At 55.9% G+C, this 17,201-nt stretch carries 16 protein-coding genes and 1 pseudogene; 11 read left to right on the top strand and 6 right to left on the bottom strand.

Annotated features, from left to right (window positions below):
* From ERD80_RS08100 to ERD80_RS08080, 5 genes and pseudogenes are all read left to right on the top strand, one after another.
* Positions 1–82: pseudogene (locus ERD80_RS08100) on the top strand (YitT family protein); the annotation flags it as partial.
* Positions 83–127: 45 nt separating this feature from the next.
* The gene (locus ERD80_RS08095; protein WP_136546478.1) at positions 128–1,321 is read left to right on the top strand and encodes an amino acid aminotransferase; all 1,194 of its coding nucleotides are present in this window, start codon (positions 128–130) and stop codon (positions 1,319–1,321) included.
* A gap of 283 nt (positions 1,322–1,604) precedes the next feature.
* Positions 1,605–3,134: a catalase gene (locus ERD80_RS08090; RefSeq protein ID WP_136546476.1), complete on the top strand. Its 1,530-nt coding sequence runs from the start codon at positions 1,605–1,607 to the stop codon at positions 3,132–3,134.
* A gap of 106 nt (positions 3,135–3,240) precedes the next feature.
* Positions 3,241–3,657, top strand: coding sequence for a secondary thiamine-phosphate synthase enzyme YjbQ (locus tag ERD80_RS08085; RefSeq protein ID WP_136546474.1), 417 nt, complete (start codon positions 3,241–3,243; stop codon positions 3,655–3,657).
* Positions 3,658–3,661: 4 nt separating this feature from the next.
* Positions 3,662–4,018 (top strand): MmcQ/YjbR family DNA-binding protein, encoded by a 357-nt coding sequence (locus tag ERD80_RS08080; protein WP_136546472.1) that lies wholly within the window; start codon positions 3,662–3,664, stop codon positions 4,016–4,018.
* Here the strand turns inward: ERD80_RS08080 and ERD80_RS08075 are convergent, their stop codons facing one another.
* A complete protein-coding gene (locus tag ERD80_RS08075; RefSeq protein WP_058780888.1) occupies positions 4,019–5,083 on the bottom strand; it encodes an NAD(P)-dependent alcohol dehydrogenase in 1,065 nt (354 codons plus the stop codon).
* 275 nt (positions 5,084–5,358) lie between these two features.
* Complete coding sequence (uvrA, locus tag ERD80_RS08070; RefSeq protein WP_021507843.1) at positions 5,359–8,187, bottom strand: excinuclease ABC subunit UvrA; 2,829 nt, start codon at positions 8,185–8,187, stop codon at positions 5,359–5,361.
* A gap of 221 nt (positions 8,188–8,408) precedes the next feature.
* Between uvrA and ssb1 the strand changes: the two genes are divergently transcribed.
* On the top strand, positions 8,409–8,951 hold the full coding sequence (ssb1, locus tag ERD80_RS08065) for a single-stranded DNA-binding protein SSB1 (protein ID WP_021507842.1): 543 nt from the start codon (positions 8,409–8,411) through the stop codon (positions 8,949–8,951).
* Between the two features lie 106 nt (positions 8,952–9,057).
* Here the strand turns inward: ssb1 and ERD80_RS08060 are convergent, their stop codons facing one another.
* On the bottom strand, positions 9,058–9,585 hold the full coding sequence (locus tag ERD80_RS08060) for an isochorismatase family protein (RefSeq protein ID WP_021507839.1): 528 nt from the start codon (positions 9,583–9,585) through the stop codon (positions 9,058–9,060).
* 126 nt (positions 9,586–9,711) lie between these two features.
* On the opposite strand from ERD80_RS08060, the gene ERD80_RS08055 reads away from it, so the two are divergent.
* Positions 9,712–10,542, top strand: coding sequence for an AraC family transcriptional regulator (locus tag ERD80_RS08055; protein WP_021507838.1), 831 nt, complete (start codon positions 9,712–9,714; stop codon positions 10,540–10,542).
* A 72-nt stretch (positions 10,543–10,614) separates the two neighbouring features.
* The gene (locus ERD80_RS08050; RefSeq protein WP_058780887.1) at positions 10,615–11,568 is read left to right on the top strand and encodes a DMT family transporter; all 954 of its coding nucleotides are present in this window, start codon (positions 10,615–10,617) and stop codon (positions 11,566–11,568) included.
* A gap of 909 nt (positions 11,569–12,477) precedes the next feature.
* Here ERD80_RS08050 and ERD80_RS08045 read toward each other — a convergent pair.
* A complete protein-coding gene (locus tag ERD80_RS08045) occupies positions 12,478–12,873 on the bottom strand; it encodes a transposase (protein ID WP_031279757.1) in 396 nt (131 codons plus the stop codon).
* Positions 12,874–13,400: 527 nt separating this feature from the next.
* Here ERD80_RS08045 and ERD80_RS08040 point away from each other — a divergent pair.
* Both ERD80_RS08040 and ERD80_RS08035 read left to right on the top strand, forming a co-directional pair.
* Positions 13,401–14,657 carry a polysaccharide biosynthesis C-terminal domain-containing protein gene (locus ERD80_RS08040; protein WP_021507835.1) on the top strand — a complete coding sequence of 419 codons (1,257 nt, stop codon included), beginning with the start codon at positions 13,401–13,403 and terminating at the stop codon, positions 14,655–14,657.
* Between the two features lie 8 nt (positions 14,658–14,665).
* Positions 14,666–15,616, top strand: coding sequence for an ATP-grasp fold amidoligase family protein (locus tag ERD80_RS08035; protein WP_031279756.1), 951 nt, complete (start codon positions 14,666–14,668; stop codon positions 15,614–15,616).
* Positions 15,617–15,670: 54 nt separating this feature from the next.
* Here the strand turns inward: ERD80_RS08035 and ERD80_RS08030 are convergent, their stop codons facing one another.
* Both ERD80_RS08030 and soxS read right to left on the bottom strand, forming a co-directional pair.
* Entirely contained in the window at positions 15,671–15,952 is a 282-nt protein-coding gene (locus tag ERD80_RS08030) for a YjcB family protein (RefSeq protein ID WP_058770027.1), read from the bottom strand.
* 244 nt (positions 15,953–16,196) lie between these two features.
* Positions 16,197–16,625 carry a superoxide response transcriptional regulator SoxS gene (soxS, locus tag ERD80_RS08025; RefSeq protein WP_058757551.1) on the bottom strand — a complete coding sequence of 143 codons (429 nt, stop codon included), beginning with the start codon at positions 16,623–16,625 and terminating at the stop codon, positions 16,197–16,199.
* Positions 16,626–16,724: 99 nt separating this feature from the next.
* Between soxS and soxR the strand changes: the two genes are divergently transcribed.
* Entirely contained in the window at positions 16,725–17,201 is a 477-nt protein-coding gene (soxR, locus tag ERD80_RS08020; protein ID WP_021507832.1) for a redox-sensitive transcriptional activator SoxR, read from the top strand.

The following is a 17,201-nucleotide window of genomic DNA, read 5'->3' as shown; positions in this document are numbered from 1 at the left end:
GCTGCTGGCCTCCATCGCCGGCGCGGTGATGCTCAATCTCATCATCGCCATGAATCACCGTCCCGGCCGCTATTTTGTTTGATGAAGTCGACCCACACATTTATGAATAATCATGGAGATCTGCACCGTGTTTCAAAACGTTGATGCCTATGCTGGCGATCCGATTCTGTCGCTGATGGAAACCTTCAAACAGGACCCGCGTGACTACAAGGTGAATCTGAGCATCGGTCTCTATTACAACGAAGCCGGCATCATTCCTCAGCTGCAGGCGGTGGCCGCCGCGGAAGAGCGTTTGCAGGCGCAGCCACATCAGGCTTCGCTCTATCTGCCAATGGAAGGGCTGGGTCCATATCGTAACGCCATTGCGCCGCTGCTGTTTGGTAAAGAGCACCCGATGCTGCAGGCGGGGCGCATTGCCTCAATCCAGACGCTGGGCGGATCCGGTGCGCTGAAAGTGGGCGCAGATTTCCTGAAGCGTTACTTCCCGGACGCCAGCGTATGGGTCAGCGATCCGACATGGGAAAACCATGTGGCGATCTTTAACGGTGCCGGGTTTAACGTTAACACCTACCCGTGGTACGACGACGCCACCAACGGCGTGAAGTTCGATGCCTTCATCGCCAAACTGAAAACGCTGCCGAAGCAATCCATCGTGTTGCTGCATCCGTGCTGCCACAACCCGACCGGTGCGGATCTGACCAACGCGCAGTGGGATCAAACCGTTGAGGTCCTGAAAGCGCAGGAGCTGATTCCGTTCCTCGATATCGCCTACCAGGGCTTTGGTGCCGGCATGGAAGAGGACGCTTACGCGATTCGCGTGATTGCCGCGGCGGGCCTGCCAGCACTGGTGAGCAACTCCTTCTCGAAAATCTTCTCGCTGTACGGTGAGCGCGTGGGCGGCCTGTCGATTGTCTGCGACAGCGCAGAAGAGTCGGCACGCGTGCTGGGTCAGCTGAAAGCGACCGTGCGTCGCAACTACTCCAGCCCGCCGAACTTTGGTGCGCAGGTGGTTTCCTGCGTGCTGAACGACGAAGCGCTGCTCAACAACTGGCTGGCGGAAGTGGAAGCGATGCGCCTGCGCATCATCGAAATGCGCCAGGTGCTGGTCAATGTGCTGAACAGTAAACTGCCCGGCAAAAACTTTGATTATCTGCTGAAGCAGCGCGGTATGTTCAGCTATACCGGCCTGAGCGCGCAGCAGGTGGACCGCCTGCGCGAAGAGTTCGGCGTGTACCTGATCGCCAGCGGCCGCATGTGTGTCGCCGGTCTCAACAGCCGCAACGTCAATCAGGTAGCTGAGGCGTTTGCTGCCGTAATGTAATTGACGCGATGCCTGTCAGCCGCGCGGCTGGCAGGCATTCGTTCAGCCATCCACGCATTGTCTGTTCCCGCAGTTCCCGCTGTACCTTCTGCCGCCCCCCGCTTTTCCACGCTCTTCTTTGCCGGCCATGCTGGCTGGCGGCCGCATTCCGCATGGCTATAACACCTTAACCCCGGGTAATCGGGACGGGTCTTGTGTGTTCCTGTTAGTGAGGGCGCTATTTTTTGCCGGCGCGCTTTGGCGCACTGCCAGAGCGCTCGCCAATCACAATAAGGAACCGCCCATGAGCTATTTCCCTTCCGCACTGAAACCCCTCTGCATTGCCATGACGCTGGCGCTCGCACTGCCTGCTGCGGCCGTTGAGCTGACGCGTGACAACGGCGCGCCGGTCGGCGATAACCAGAATTCACAAACTGCCGGCGCCAATGGCCCGGTGCTGTTACAGGACGTGCAGCTGATTCAAAAGCTGCAGCGCTTTGATCGTGAACGTATTCCGGAACGTGTGGTGCACGCGCGTGGCACCGGCGCGCACGGTGAATTTCGCGCCAGCAAAGATATCAGCGATCTGACTATCGCTGAGGTGTTTAAACCGGGAACGGTGACGCCGGTCTTTGTGCGCTTCTCCAGCGTGGTGCACAGCAAGCATTCGCCGGAAACGCTGCGCGATCCGCGTGGTTTTGCCACCAAATTCTATACCAGCCAGGGCAACTGGGATCTGGTGGGCAACAACCTGCCGGTGTTCTTCATCCGCGATGCGATCAAGTTCCCTGATATGGTGCACGCGTTTAAACCGGATCCGCGCACTAACCTCGATAACGATGCGCGCACCTTCGATTTCTTCTCCCACGTACCGGAAGCCACACACGCGCTCACCATGCTGTTCTCCAACATGGGCACGCCGGCGACCTATCGCGAAATGGACGGTAACAGCGTGCACGCCTACAAGTTTGTGAACAGCAAAGGCGAAGTGCACTACGTGAAGTTTCACTGGAAAACGTTACAGGGCGAACGCAACCTCGATCCGGCTGAATCGGCAGCGATCCAGGGCCGCAGTTACAGCCACATGACAGAAGATCTGGTGGCGGCGATTAACCGCAAAGCGTTTCCGAAGTGGGATCTCTACATTCAGACCATTAAAGCCAGCGAACTGGATAAGTTCGATTTCAATCCGCTCGACTCCACCAAAATCTGGCCAAACGTGCCAGAGGTGAAAATCGGGCAGATGGTGCTGAATCGCAACGTCGACAACTTCTTCCAGCAAACCGAGCAGGTGGCGATGGCGCCGTCCAATCTGGTGCCGGGCATTGAGCCGTCTGAAGATCGCCTGCTGCAGGGCCGCCTGTTCTCCTATGCTGATACCCAGCTGTACCGCGTGGGCGCGAACGGCCTCAGCCTGCCGGTCAATGCGTCGCGCGTCCCGGTCAGCAACGGCAATCAGGATGGCCTGATGGACAGCGGTAACGCCGATGACAAAGGCGTTAATTACCAGCCAAGCCGCATCTATCCGCGTGAAGAGCTGCAAAGCGCGCGTTACAGCCATACGCCGCTTAGCGGCAGTACGCAGCAGGCGATGATCGCCAAACCGCAGAATTTCCGCCAGGCAGGGGAGCTGTATCGTTCCTTTAACGCGAAAGAGCGGGGCGATCTGCTCACCTCGCTCGGTGGCGCGCTGAAAAGCGCCGACGCGCAAAGCCGGCTGGCGATGCTCTCGTTCTTTTATAAGGCCGATAGCGAGTACGGCACGCGTCTGGCGGCGGTAACGCAGGACGATATCACCACGGTAAAAGCGCTGGCTGACAAGCTGAGTGACTGATGCGCCGGCGGCAGAGCAAGCGCTCTGCCGCTTTTTCCCGCTGAAGGGTTTACCTTTCGCCGACATGCTGCACACTTAAGTAAACGGTTTAACCCAGGAATGTGGCATGTGGCAGCAACAAACTCTCACGCTGAGCGCGAAGGCGCGCGGCTTTCATCTGATCACCGACGAGATTGTCGGCCAGCTTAATGGCTTAACGGACCTGCGCATCGGCCAGCTGCATCTGCTGTTGCAGCACACCTCAGCGTCGCTGACGCTCAATGAAAATTGCGATCCTACGGTGCGCAGCGACATGGAGCAGCACTTTCTGCGGTGCGTTCCAGAGGATGCGTCCTACCAGCACGACTATGAAGGCGCTGACGACATGCCGGCGCACATCAAATCGTCACTGCTTGGCGTATCGCTGCTGATCCCGGTCAGCCGCGGCAAACTGCTGCTCGGCACCTGGCAGGGGATCTGGCTGGGCGAACATCGGGTACACGGCGGCGCGCGGCGCATCGTCGCCACCTTACAAGGGGAATAAAAACATGAACACGTCGGATTTACTGACTTACTGCATGAGCAAACCGGGCGCTTCACAAAGTTATAAAGATGAGTGGGACGCAACCCAGGTGAAGAGCGATGGCGTGCTGTTTGCCATGGTGCATGACGTTGAAGGGCGACCGGCGTTGTCGCTGAAGACCTCGCCCGCGCTGGCGGAGGTGTTGCGCGATGAACACCACGATGTGTTTCCAAGTGAACATCTCAATAAGTCGCACTGGAGCACGCTGTGGCTGGATGGATCGCTGAAGGATTCGCAGATTTACTATCTGGTTGATGCATCGTGGCAACAGGCTGACGCCACGCGCGCGGCGGGCGTCAGCCATGATGATGAGACGCGCTGATTAAGCCGCAGACTCTTCACGCAGGGTGTTGATATCAATCACGAAGCGATACTTCACGTCGCTTTTCAGCATGCGCTCATAGGCGTCGTTGATTTGGTTCATGGCGATCAGCTCGATATCCGAAGTGATACCGTGCTTGCCGCAGAAATCCAGCATCTCCTGGGTTTCGGCGATACCGCCAATCAGTGAACCGGCAATGCTGCGACGCTTGAGGATCAGGTTAAACACCTGCGGTGCCGGGTGATCGTGCTCCGGCGCGCCGACCAGCGTCATGTTGCCGTCGCGCTTCAGCAGGGCGATAAACGGGTTGAGATCGTGCTGCGCGGCGACGGTATTTAAGATGAAGTCGAAGCTGTTGGTATGTTGTGCCATCTGGTCAGCCTCTTTCGAAATCACCACTTCGTCAGCGCCGAGGCGTTTGCCATCTTCAATTTTTGACGGTGACGTGGTGAACAGCACCACGTGCGCACCCATCGCATGCGCGATCTTCACGCCCATATGGCCGAGACCGCCCAGACCAACGATACCGACTTTTTTACCGGGACCGACATTCCAGTGACGCAGCGGGGAATAGGTGGTGATACCGGCGCACAGCAGCGGCGCAACGCCCGCCAGATCGAGGTTTTCCGGTACGCGCAGCACAAAGCTTTCATCAACCACCATGCTGGTGGAGTAGCCGCCGTAGGTGATGGCGCCGGTTTCACGATCCTGGCCGTTGTAAGTGCCAACAAAGCCGTTTTCACAGTACTGCTCGAGTCCTTCCTGACAGCTTGGGCAGCTGCGGCAGGAGTCGACCATACAGCCGACGCCGACTAAATCGCCCACTTTATATTTGTGCGTGTGCGCGCCAACGGCGGTGACGCGACCCACGATTTCATGGCCTGGCACCACCGGGAATACGGTGTTGCGCCATTCGTTGCGCGCCTGGTGCAGGTCCGAGTGGCAGACGCCACAGTACAACACTTCAATCTGCACATCATGAGCGCGCAGTTCGCGCGGCTTATAATCGAACGGGGCGAGTTTGGCTTTCGCGTCCTGTGCGGCATAGGCATGCGTAATATTCATGGTGTCTCCAGTCAGATGTGTCGTGAGTATTTTTTGCGAGGGGTCCGTTCAGTGATGACACTGAAGGACAGAGGCGCGTCAGCGGCGCCAAAAGGAACGCAGTAAGAATAGTCAGCGGGACGCGATGCGTATATGCCTGAAGTTGTCTGTTTCTTGCCTGTTTCTGCATTTGCTAAGGCATTCAGACAATGGCACCGGCTGGCGAGTAACCGGAGCGGTGAGCCGTGGCGAGATCAGAAAAAACGCGCCGCAACAGCGGGTGCGGCGCATTAAACCTACTTTTTCAGCATCGGCTTGAGGAAGCGTGCAGTATGCGATTTTTCGCACTGTGCAACGGTTTCCGGCGTGCCGGCCACCAGGATTTCACCACCGCCGCTGCCGCCTTCCGGACCGAGATCGACAATCCAGTCAGCGGTTTTAATCACGTCGAGGTTGTGCTCAATCACCACGATGGTATTGCCCTGATCGCGCAGCTGGTGCAGCACTTCCAGCAGCTGCTGGATGTCGGCAAAATGCAGGCCGGTTGTCGGTTCATCGAGAATGTACAGCGTCTGACCGGTACCGCGCTTCGACAGCTCACGCGCCAGCTTAACGCGCTGCGCTTCACCGCCGGACAACGTGGTTGCCGACTGGCCAAGACGAATATACGACAGGCCGACATCAATCAGCGTCTGCAGCTTACGCGCCAGCGCAGGTACCGCATCAAAGAACTCACGCGCCTCTTCGATGGTCATCTCCAGCACTTCGTGAATGCTCTTGCCTTTGTATTTAATCTCCAGTGTTTCGCGGTTATAGCGTTTGCCTTTGCACTGATCGCACGGCACATAAATGTCCGGCAGGAAGTGCATTTCGACCTTAATTACGCCGTCGCCCTGACAGGCTTCACAGCGGCCGCCGCGCACGTTAAAGCTGAAGCGGCCCGGATTGTAGCCGCGCGAACGCGCTTCCGGCACGCCGGCAAATAGTTCACGCACCGGGGTAAAAATCCCGGTGTAGGTGGCCGGGTTTGAGCGCGGCGTCCGGCCGATCGGGCTCTGATCGATGTCGATCACTTTATCGAAGTGCTCCAGCCCGGCGATCTCGCGATACGGCGCAGCTTCACCGCTGGTAGCACCATTCAGCTGGCGCTGCGCAATCGGGAACAGCGTATCGTTAATCAGCGTTGATTTGCCGGAACCGGACACGCCGGTGATACAGGTAAACAGCCCAACCGGAACCGTCAGCGTGACATCCTTCAGGTTATTACCGCGCGCGCCACTCAGTTTCAGTACTTTGGACGGATCGCCTTTCACCCGCTCTGCCGGCACCGCGATTTCACGCTTGCCGCTGAGGAACTGACCGGTGAGAGAATCTTCGTGCGCCATGATGGCATGCACATCGCCCTCGGCTACCACCTGGCCGCCGTGCACGCCAGCGCCCGGACCGATATCAATAATATGGTCAGCGGCGCGAATCGCGTCTTCATCATGCTCAACCACGATCACGGTATTACCGAGATCGCGCAGGTGAATCAGCGTCGACAGCAGGCGTTCGTTGTCGCGCTGATGCAGACCGATGGACGGTTCATCCAGTACGTACATGACGCCAACCAGACCGGCACCAATCTGGCTCGCCAGACGAATACGCTGTGCTTCACCGCCGGACAGTGTTTCCGCTGAACGCGACATCGACAGATAATTCAGGCCGACGTTGACCAGGAAGCTCAGACGGTCGCCAATTTCCTTCAGCACTTTCTCGGCGATTTTGGCGCGCTGGCCGCTCAGCTTCAGATTGCGGAAGAAGTCCATAGCGTGGCCGATGCTCATATCCGAGATGGTCGGCAGGTTGGTGTCTTCCACGAACACATGGCGCGCTTCACGACGCAGGCGCGTCCCTTCGCAGCTGGCGCAGGCGCGGTTGCTGATAAACTTCGCCAGCTCTTCGCGCACCGCGTTGGATTCCGTCTCTTTGTAGCGGCGCTCCATGTTATGCAGCACGCCTTCGAACGGATGACGACGCACCGAGGTATCGCCGCGATCGTTGATATATTTGAACTCAATGTTTTCTTTGCCGGAGCCGTACAGAATCACTTCGCGCGCTTTGTCGCTCAGGCTATTGAACGGCGCTTCGACATCGAAATCCAGATGTTCCGCCAGCGAGCGCAGCATCTGGAAATAGTAGAAGTTACGGCGATCCCAGCCGCGAATGGCGCCACCGGCCAGCGACAGCTCCGGATTTTGTACCACGCGATCGGGATCGAAATATTGCTGGACGCCGAGGCCGTCACAGGTCGGGCAGGCACCGGCCGGGTTATTGAACGAGAACAGGCGCGGCTCCAGCTCGCGCATGCTGTAACCGCATACCGGGCAGGCAAAGTTAGCTGAGAACAGCATCTCTTCGGTATCGGGATCGTCCATATCCGCGACGATCGCCGTGCCGCCACTCAGTTCCAGCGTCGTTTCAAAGGATTCGGCCAGACGCGTCGCCAGATCGTCACGCACGCGGAAACGATCGATCACCACCTCAATGGTGTGTTTCTTCTGCAGCTCCAGCTTGGGTGGATCCGACAGATCGCACACTTCGCCATCAATACGTGCGCGGATGTAGCCCTGCGCCGCCAGATTTTCCAGCGTTTTGGTGTGCTCGCCTTTGCGATCTTTTACCACCGGCGCCAGCAGCATCAGGCGCCGACCCTCTTCCTGCGCCAGGACCTGATCGACCATCTGGCTGACAGTTTGTGCCGCCAGCGTGACGTTATGATCCGGACAGCGCGGCTCACCCACGCGGGCAAACAGCAGACGCAGGTAGTCATGAATTTCAGTGATGGTGCCGACGGTCGAGCGCGGGTTGTGCGACGTCGACTTCTGCTCAATGGAAATGGCAGGCGACAGCCCCTCGATGTGGTCTACGTCCGGTTTCTCCATTAAGGAAAGAAACTGGCGCGCATAGGCAGAAAGCGATTCAACATAGCGGCGCTGGCCTTCGGCATACAGCGTATCAAACGCCAGCGAAGACTTACCGGAACCCGACAGACCGGTCACTACAATGAGCTTGTCGCGTGGGATGATCAGGTTGATATTCTTCAAATTATGGGTGCGAGCACCGCGGACTTCAATCTTATCCATTCACCTTTCCCGGATTAGGCAACGCTCGCCATGCCTTGCCAGCACGACCAGCAGAAACGCATCATTATGGCACAAAAAATAAACTGAATAAATATCCAGTGTTTTTGCTATCCTGTCACGGTCGAAAAACTGGAATCCCGCTCGAAAGTGGGAAGCGTCATTGTGACGTGATACAATTTTTCGCTTAGACTTTTAGCATCAACTCATCGGGAGACAGCAACATGGCCAGTCGTGGCGTAAACAAAGTGATTCTTGTCGGGAATCTGGGTCAGGATCCGGAAGTGCGCTACATGCCGAATGGTGGCGCGGTAGCCAACATTACGCTGGCCACGTCAGAGAGCTGGCGCGACAAGCAAACCGGTGAAAACAAAGAGATCACCGAATGGCACCGCGTCGTGCTGTTCGGCAAGCTGGCTGAAGTCGCCGGCGAATATCTGCGTAAAGGTTCGCAGGTCTACATTGAAGGCCAGCTGCGCACCCGTAAATGGCAGGACCAGAGCGGTCAGGACAAATACACCACCGAAGTGGTGGTGAACGTGGGCGGCACCATGCAGATGCTGGGTGGTCGTCAGCAGGGCGGCAACGGCGGTGGCGCACCGATGGGCGGCCAGGGCGGCGGCAACAATAACGGCTGGGGCCAGCCGCAGCAGCCACAGGGTGGGGGCAACCAGTTCAGCGGCGGCGCGCAGCAGCGTCCACAGCAGCAGAGCGCACCGGCGAACAACGAACCACCAATGGATTTCGACGACGATATCCCGTTCTGATTGGCGTACCGATCACCGCGTTATCCAGCCCTCGCTTCTGCGAGGGCTCCATTTCAAAAGCTCTTGTCCAATAAAACTTTTCTCTCCGCACGTTCATACAACGACGTTAATGCGCGCGCCACTCCCGCAGTAATTCTTCCGTGGTTTTAACCCGCACCGGATTGCCCGGCATGATCAAATCCGCCCACACTTCGTTGTGCTGATTAATAAGTTGCTGCGCCGACACATAAGTGCGATCGGCGGTGGTGTGGGCGTCGGCCGCCACGGTGATGTGATAGCCAAGGCTGGCCCCGACTTTGATGGTGGTATCGACACAATAATCGGTGGCGCAGCCGCAAATGACAAAGCTTTCAATCTGATGCTGTTCAAGCTGCGCCGCGAGCCCGGTTTGCCAGAAGCTGTCGCAGGCGGTTTTGGTGATGTAAAGCGCGTCGGCGGGTTGTTCCAGTTCGGCGACTATTTGCCAGTCTGCGGAGTCAGCGGCTAAATCCGGCCCGCTATGCTGAATAAAAATGACCTGATCGGCGGCGGCCATCAGCTGATTAATGCGCGCGCAGCGTCCGGCGCGGTCGTAACGCGGCGTTGCCAGCACGCCATTTTGCATATCCACTACCATTACCACCCGTTGTGCCATTGTCGCCTCCTTTATAGGTCAGGCCCCAGTGTCGCGCTGAACGGGTAGGCGCGTAAAGCGATTGGGCTTTGCTTTTTTTGTGCGCGCCGCGCATGCTTACTGCCTGATAGCGTATGGAGGTGTGTGGTGACGGTGGTTCCTGAAGTCTTTCCCTGTGAGCAGGATCGTGCGCAGTTTCAGCACTTTGCTGAGCTGCCGGGCATTGAGCTTTATCAGGCGCACATCTCCCGCTACGCTTTTGAGCCCCATACCCACGAAGCCTTCGGGATTGGCACCATCGAATCCGGCGCGCAGCGCTTTCGCTACCGCGGCACCAATTATGTCGCGCCGGTGCATTCGCTGGTGATGATGAATCCCGATGAACTGCACACCGGTGAATCGGCCTGCGCCGAAGGCTGGCGTTATCGCATGATCTATATCGATCCGGCGGAGATGGATCGGCTGACCGGCGATCGCAACTGGTGGTTCAGCGATGCGCTGCGCACCGATGCGCGTCTGGCACAACCTTTCTCCCATGCGCTGGCACAGATGTGGCAGGCGCAAAGTGCGCTCGAGCGGCAGGGCGCGCTGCTGGATCTGCTGGAGTGGCTGCGTCCGCTGGCGCAGCAGGGCGTCGCGCGGCCGCGCGAAGGCGCCCACCGCTTTGATGTGGTAAAAGCCTGGCTGCGCGATAACCTGGCAGAACCGGTGCGGCTGGAGGAGCTGGCGGCGCTGGTATCGCTGTCGCCGTGGCATTTTCTGCGCAGTTTCAAACAACACTTTCACGTCACTCCCCATCAAATGCTGATGGCCTTCCGCCTGTTCGAGGCCAAGCAGCGGCTGGCGCAGGGCGAGAGCGCCGCCAGTGTGGCGGCGGCGGTTGGCCTCACCGACCAGGCGCATCTGACGCGGGCGTTTGCCCATCGCTACGGCATTACGCCGGGACGCTATCAAAAGCAGGTGTTCAGCGCACGTTAACCGCAATCTGCTACAAGCCTTTCACCTTTTCCTGCGCCACACTGTGGCGGATTGAAGATAAAGGAAAGGTGTATGTTTGCAGGAATAGTGTTTGCCCTCGCGGCGGGGCTGATGTGGGGCATGATTTTTGTCGGGCCGCTGCTGATACCCGATTATCCGGGCACGTTGCAATCGGCGGGTCGCTATGTTGCCTTTGGTCTGGTGGTGCTGCCGCTGGCGTGGCTCAGCCGGCGCCGGCTAAAACAGCTGACGCGCCCGGACTGGACGGAGGCGGTGAAGCTGTCGCTGGTGGGCAATCTGCTCTATTACGCCTGCCTCGCCAGCGCGATTCAGCGCACCGGCGCACCGGTCTCCACCATGATCATCGGCACGCTGCCGGTGGTGATCACCGTTACCGCTAACCTCTGTTATGGCCACCTCGAAGGGCGACTGCCGTGGCGCCGCCTGATGCCCGCGCTGGTCATCATTGCTGTCGGGCTGGGCTGCGTCAACGCGGCGGAACTGCACGGGCAGGGGTCGGCATTTGATCTCTGGGGCTACCTGAGTGGCCTGCTGCTGGCGGTGCTGGCAGTGGTGTGCTGGACCTGGTATCCGCTGCGCAATGCGCGCTGGCTGCGCGAACATCCTCAGCACAAACCGTCGAGCTGGGCCACCGCGCAGGGACTGGTGACATTGCCGCTGGCGCTGGTGTTTTATGGGCTGGTGAGCCTGCAGATTCACTGGCAGCAGCCCGATTTCGCTTTGCCGTTCGGCCCGCAGCCGGCGCGTTTTATTTGGCTGATGCTGGCGATTGGTTTGTTCTGCTCATGGCTGGCGGCGTTGTGCTGGAATGCCGCCAGTCAGCGTTTGCCAACGGTGGTGATGGGGCCGCTCATCGTATTCGAAACGCTCTCTGGCCTGCTGTGGACCTTCATTTACCGCCAGAGCTGGCCACCGCTGCTCACCAGCATCGGCATCGGCTGTCTGATCGTTGGCGTGATCTATGCCATGCGCATTAAACCGCAGCGGCTGAGCGCGCTTCCTTAACCCTGCCTCGCTGCTGAGTCATCCACTCAGCAGCGCTTTCCCCTGATATTTTAGGAATTTGACCAGCCGGTAATCCCGCCTCAGTGACCTGATACTGGCCGCCACGCGCACGCTATATAACCGACCAGCGCTACGGCCGCCCGGTTTTCATTCTCTTCCGCTATAAAACTCTCTGCCGTCAGCACGCTAAAAGGTCGACTTTCGCTGCCTTAAAGCGTTCCGGTGGGATAAAAAAAGCGCATATCGGGCAACAATTCGCCGGTTTAGCGCGTAAAAAACTCTTCGCCAGTCGGATTTTTACCCGACTGTGGCACTGAAATTCCAGCGTGAGAAGCCACCTTAGCCTTAAGCGTTACCGGCATTGTTAAGAATGATTCCCAACAGCTGCCAGAAAAAAAGATTAAAGATGACGATGGATTTAAGCGCAGTATTTACCGTGGATAACCGTTTTTCGGCTTTATAGTTTAAACATCATAACGTTTTTGAACCGGAGTATTCCTGGTGTGGTTTAAGAGTTAGCCGACTAGCGCTGATCGCCAAAGCGATCATAAACGCAGCGGCCAGATCCAGTTTAAAACTGAGCCAATGTGTGAGCGGTTACACCGTGTTGTTCATTAACGCTTAACAGAATTGTCTGTGATCAGGTCTGATTATTAGTAATCGTGAAGTAATAGACTAAGCACCAATCTCACCAAAATGAGATTGGGCTAAGTCTAAATGGCTTGAAACGCGAGGCTTTTGCTGGTGTGAATCAATTTTACCGCAAAAAAGGAAGTGATTCCGTGATGGCATTCATCAGGAAAAAGTGGTTCGAATTGTTATGTAGCGAATGCCGAATTTAATGATCTTCATCTCTTCTGGTAAGAACAAATCTCAGCATTAAGTCATATAACATCGGCCTCAATGGTATTAGCGATTATCGGAACCGGAAGGGTAATGATAAACGCTACGGCTAATATCCAGTAAACGACAGCTGCGACGGGTACCGATGTCGAAAGTGGTTTGCAGGAAGTTGACCGCCTGACGCTTTTCATTCGTAGTGAAGAAGTTTTTCAGCACGCTTTGCAGCATCTCCTTGTCGGAGCTCAGGGTCTGCAGCTCGCGCGTAAGGTTCTGCAGTTTATCCTCCAACTCCTTGATTTTTCGACCCTCCTCTGAAGAAAGCCCGGAGAACTTCTTCTTCCAGCTATAGAAGGTGGCCTCGGAAATGCCCAGCTCCTCACAAATCTCCCTGACTTTCACTCCCGTTTCAGAAGCTTTAATGGCATTTGTGATTTGCTCTTCGCTATATCGTGACTTTCTCATAAATGCTCTTACCTTTCTTATCAATTAGTGGATGAGAATTACTGTATTAATATCTGGTACTGCAAAAACGGTATTAATGCAGTATTAAAGTGCGCGATTAGAATTGCGAGGGTTAAATTAAGTTATTTAGAATAAATATCATCATGGGATAAATCTTATTTTATTCTGAATGCCATTGAACGCCTTCCTGGTGCTGGGTTTTTGATATAGATTCATTCCATCCCAAATGCAGAAAAATACGACAATCATTGGAAATTCGGCATAGCCTGCTTGCAAAAAACTCAGGATATGCCTGTGAACTTTTGTCCTGAATTCGGGTTGAAATCGTTTACATCCATCGGGCTTCGCACCAGGTTTAATCGGAATTTTCCTGAATTTAATCGCTAAACTCTGACGCGAGTCTCATTTTTCGGACCAGCCTGGTTTGAAGTTATTAAATTGTGTCAGGCCCACTGAGCGCTTGTTAATTCATTTCAAGGACGTTGTACCGAAAAGCAGTTGCTGTACGTAATACTAAGGACCAGTCAATGAAATTGAGCGTAATGTCTAATGCCGCCTGGATGATGTCTGAGAAGATCGTCTCGGTATTCGGCGTCATATTTGTGACCTCCTACGTGGCAAAATCCTTTGGCCCAACGGTGTTTGGTCAAATGGCGTTTTCGACCTCGCTGTTCTCCATGGTGCAAACCGTGGCGATTTTTGGTACCGAAACCATCCTGTTCAAGCGCATCAGCAAAAGTGCGCCGAAAGGCCTGCGGCTGATGACCGTGGCGCGGACCATGCGCCTGGTGCTACTGTTGCTGACATCAATCCCGGTGTTGATTTGGGTCTGGTACAACATGCAGGAAAACTTCCTTGCGTTTGCACTGGCCTCGTTTATCTCGTCGGTGTTTGTCACCCAGGACACCTTCAGCGTTTATAACAATGCGCGGCTGGCGTCGCGGCTCAATACCATTGCTAACTCGGCCGGCTTGCTGCTGGGCTTTGCCATGAGCTTCACCATCGCCTGGCTGCACCTCAATCCACTGTGGCTCACCGCCTCGATTGTGGCCGTCACACTGGTGCCGTACGCCATCAAGCGCGTCAATTTCTATCGCGAACATCAGGATCTGGCACCGCCGCAGGACAAGCGCACCACCTACCTGCGCTACCTGATGTATGCCGGCCTGCCGCTGGCCATCTCCAGCATCTTTATCTCGGTGCAGGTGAAAGCCGCACAGATGTTCCTCGCGGGCATCGCCTCAGCGCGCGACCTTGGCCTGTTCGCCGCCGCGAATACCATTTCGGCTTCCTGGATTTTTATCCCGGTTGCCATCATCACTTCCTGCTTCTCGGAGATTTTCCGCGAGCGTGGAGCAGCCGCGATCAAGCTCACCGCGCGGCTGAACGGCTATGTCATGGGAGTTTCATTGCTGTTATTAGCGGTGATCGCCTTGTACGGCGAAAAAATCATCATCGCTTTATATGGTCACGAGTACACACAGTCCGGAAGTCTCATTACGTTACTGTCGTTAGCAACCTGCTTTTCGGCAATGGGGACCGTCGCTTATCGCTACATGGTGAAAGAGGGCGGGTTTAACTATCTGTTGAAGAAGATCATTTGTCTGATGGTCATCAGCCTGCCGCTGTCGTGGTGGCTGATCCAGGGCTACGGCATCATGGGTGCCGCCTGGAGCGTCTTCATCACGGAGTTACTGTCCCTGACCGTAATGAATTACTTCTTCAAAAACGGCGTCATCCAAAAAATTCAGGTTTCCTCACTCAACTACAAAACCTACAAATGAGGTCAGATATGATCAGGTTGAAAGACGAACTCAGAAGAAGCGTACAGTATTTCATCAAAAAGATGCCCTGGGCTTACCAGGATCGCATCTACTACTTTCACAAATTCCGTAAGCTGCCGAACCTGCGTCAGCCGAAGGTGTTCAATGAGAAAGTGCTGTATCGCAAATTCGTCTACGGCGACTACCAGTGCTATGGCCGCCTGTCGGACAAGTTTTCGGTGCGTGAGTACATTGCCGAAAAGGTGGGCAGTGAGTATCTGATTCCGCTGGTTTATGAGACCAGCGATCCGCACTCACTGCATACGCTGCCGAGCTGGAAGAACACGGTTATCAAGCCGAATCACGGCTCCAACATGGTCGAGATCCTGCTGGAAGAACCGGATGCGCTGAAAAAACAGCAGATTATCAGCGACTGCCAGCGCTGGCTGAAGACCGACTTCGCCAACGAGGCGCGCGAGATTCACTATCGCTATATTAAGCCGCGCATTCTGGTAGAGAAGTACATCGGCGATGGCAAAACCGCGCCGATCGATTACAAGTTTCACATGTTCAACAAGCGCGACGGCAATTTTGAATATGTGCTGCAGGTGATCTACAACCGCTGTAATCCGCTGCTGTCGATGAACTTTTACGTCAACAATCTTAACGAGGCGTATCACAAAATTCGTGATACCGGGCTGGATGTGTCACCGCTGCTGCCACAGCTGCAGCACGCGCTGGCGCTGAGTAAAACGCTGGCCAGCGATTTCGATTATGTGCGCGTGGACTGGTATATCGATGGCGAACAAATCTACTTCGGTGAGCTGACGTTCACGCCAGGCGCCGGGCTGGTCACCGGGTTGGATCGGGGACTTAATCAGATGATGGGTGATATGTGGATTCAGGATCGTCGCGATACGCAGAGATCGGACGTCACGGTGCCGGAAGTACCACTTCCAGCCGTATTGAAGAAAATTTGAAATCACACAGCAAAATAAAAAACCCCGCTTAGCGGGGTTTTTTATGCGCCGCGTTTACGGCATTGGCCAGTCGGCTGGTGTCTGGCTCATCACCTGAATAAACGCTTCTTTGGTGATGGACATAAAGTTATGCACGTTTTCCATGCTCAGCGTAATGCCGAGCAGACCGGTAACGAACCAGCATGACATCGCTACGCCCACGCCGCCGCACATCAGCGCCATCACGTGGTGGCTGTTCTGACGCAATTTAATTTTCATGGTGCTGGCGAAGAACATCATTAGCGCGCTGAGCAGTTCCCAACGCATGACGATCAGACTGGTAGTTAACGTAGCCATTGGCGAAAAACCTCTTGAGATCAGTAATATCCCTGACATTCATCGGACATCACTGGCGGCAGAAAAGGGAGGTCAGGGAAGCCCTTCTGTCGTCTTAATACAGCTTGAATCTGTGACTTGGGTCACATTATATCACTGGATTTGAAAATTTGAACAAAATTTAGACCTGGTATGGCAGGCAAAGAAAGGGCTGGAGGAAGGTGAAGAGGAGGGGAAAGGCGCGCCCGCGTGGGGCGCACTGACTTCAGCGTACCGGGCAGCACTCGCCGGTGGTGCGCTGGGCAAAGCTGTTCATGCCTTCGCTGCAGTCGAAGTTGACCAGACGCGGACGCTGCACCATCGCCTGGCGACGCATGCTGTGACGATAAGCGGTAGGGGTTTGCGAGAACTGACGGCGGAACACGCGTGAAAACGTCTGCTGCGAGTCGTAGCCGTACTGCATCGCAATGTCGAATACCGGACGCTGCGTCTGACGCAAGGCTTCGGCGGCCAGCGTGAGACGGCGTTCACGAATATAACCACCCAGCGTTTGTTTCGTAACCGTACGGAACATACGCTGCAGGTGCCATTTCGAGTAACCCGATTTTGCCGCCACTTCATCAATCGACAATGTTTTATCCAGATTCTGATCGATCCAGTTAGTCAGTGAATGGATGATTTCCTGTTGCATCATAGCCTGTTCCTTCTGCAAGGTTATCGCCTGGTTTGAAATTCGCTGTTTTGCTGGGGTGCGAGTATAATTCCTCAAGTTAACTTGAGGTAAAGGCCCTAAATGAAAAAAGAACGCAATTACCCGAAACCGGTGCTGACGCCGGGCGAAGTGGCGAAACGCAGCGGCGTGGCGGTATCGGCACTGCACTTTTATGAAAGTAAAGGCTTGATCAGCAGCACGCGCAATGGCGGTAATCAGCGCCGCTACAGCCGTGATGTGCTGCGCCGCGTGGCGATTATCAAAATTGCGCAGCGCATCGGGATTCCGCTGGCGACGGTCAGCGACAGCCTGATGCACGTGCCGGCGAATAAGCGCATGTCGACGCAGGAGTGGGACGCGCTGACGCAGCACTGGCGCGAAGAGCTTGATAAACGCATCGAAACCCTGACGCGTCTGCGCAACGATCTTGACGGCTGCATTGGTTGCGGCTGCCTGTCGATGCGCGACTGTCCGCTGCGCAATCCGGGTGACCGCCTGGGGCAGCAGGGCTCCGGAGCGGTCCTGCTCGATCCGCAACAGGACGAGCCGCAGCGTTAA

The organism is Pantoea sp. R102 (assembly GCF_004916815.1).
In the GTDB taxonomy this organism is placed as follows: domain Bacteria; phylum Pseudomonadota; class Gammaproteobacteria; order Enterobacterales; family Enterobacteriaceae; genus Pantoea; species Pantoea dispersa.
The sequence above is the reverse complement of the archived record's forward strand: the minus strand, read 5'-3'. Positions and strand labels throughout refer to the sequence as shown.

Bases quoted from the DNA above. Each gene is read 5' to 3' on its own strand.
- ERD80_RS08090 (WP_136546476.1), top strand. From the start codon at position 1,605: ATGAGCTATTTCCCTTCCGCACTGAAACCCCTCTGCATTGCCATGACG.
- ERD80_RS08085 (WP_136546474.1), top strand. From the start codon at position 3,241: ATGTGGCAGCAACAAACTCTCACGCTGAGCGCGAAGGCGCGCGGCTTT.
- ERD80_RS08080 (WP_136546472.1), top strand. From the start codon at position 3,662: ATGAACACGTCGGATTTACTGACTTACTGCATGAGCAAACCGGGCGCT.
- ERD80_RS08075 (WP_058780888.1), bottom strand. From the start codon at position 5,083: ATGAATATTACGCATGCCTATGCCGCACAGGACGCGAAAGCCAAACTC.
- uvrA (WP_021507843.1), bottom strand. From the start codon at position 8,187: ATGGATAAGATTGAAGTCCGCGGTGCTCGCACCCATAATTTGAAGAAT.
- ssb1 (WP_021507842.1), top strand. From the start codon at position 8,409: ATGGCCAGTCGTGGCGTAAACAAAGTGATTCTTGTCGGGAATCTGGGT.
- ERD80_RS08060 (WP_021507839.1), bottom strand. From the start codon at position 9,585: ATGGCACAACGGGTGGTAATGGTAGTGGATATGCAAAATGGCGTGCTG.
- ERD80_RS08050 (WP_058780887.1), top strand. From the start codon at position 10,615: ATGTTTGCAGGAATAGTGTTTGCCCTCGCGGCGGGGCTGATGTGGGGC.
- ERD80_RS08045 (WP_031279757.1), bottom strand. From the start codon at position 12,873: ATGAGAAAGTCACGATATAGCGAAGAGCAAATCACAAATGCCATTAAA.
- ERD80_RS08040 (WP_021507835.1), top strand. From the start codon at position 13,401: ATGAAATTGAGCGTAATGTCTAATGCCGCCTGGATGATGTCTGAGAAG.
- ERD80_RS08035 (WP_031279756.1), top strand. From the start codon at position 14,666: ATGATCAGGTTGAAAGACGAACTCAGAAGAAGCGTACAGTATTTCATC.
- ERD80_RS08030 (WP_058770027.1), bottom strand. From the start codon at position 15,952: ATGGCTACGTTAACTACCAGTCTGATCGTCATGCGTTGGGAACTGCTC.
- soxS (WP_058757551.1), bottom strand. From the start codon at position 16,625: ATGATGCAACAGGAAATCATCCATTCACTGACTAACTGGATCGATCAG.
- soxR (WP_021507832.1), top strand. From the start codon at position 16,725: ATGAAAAAAGAACGCAATTACCCGAAACCGGTGCTGACGCCGGGCGAA.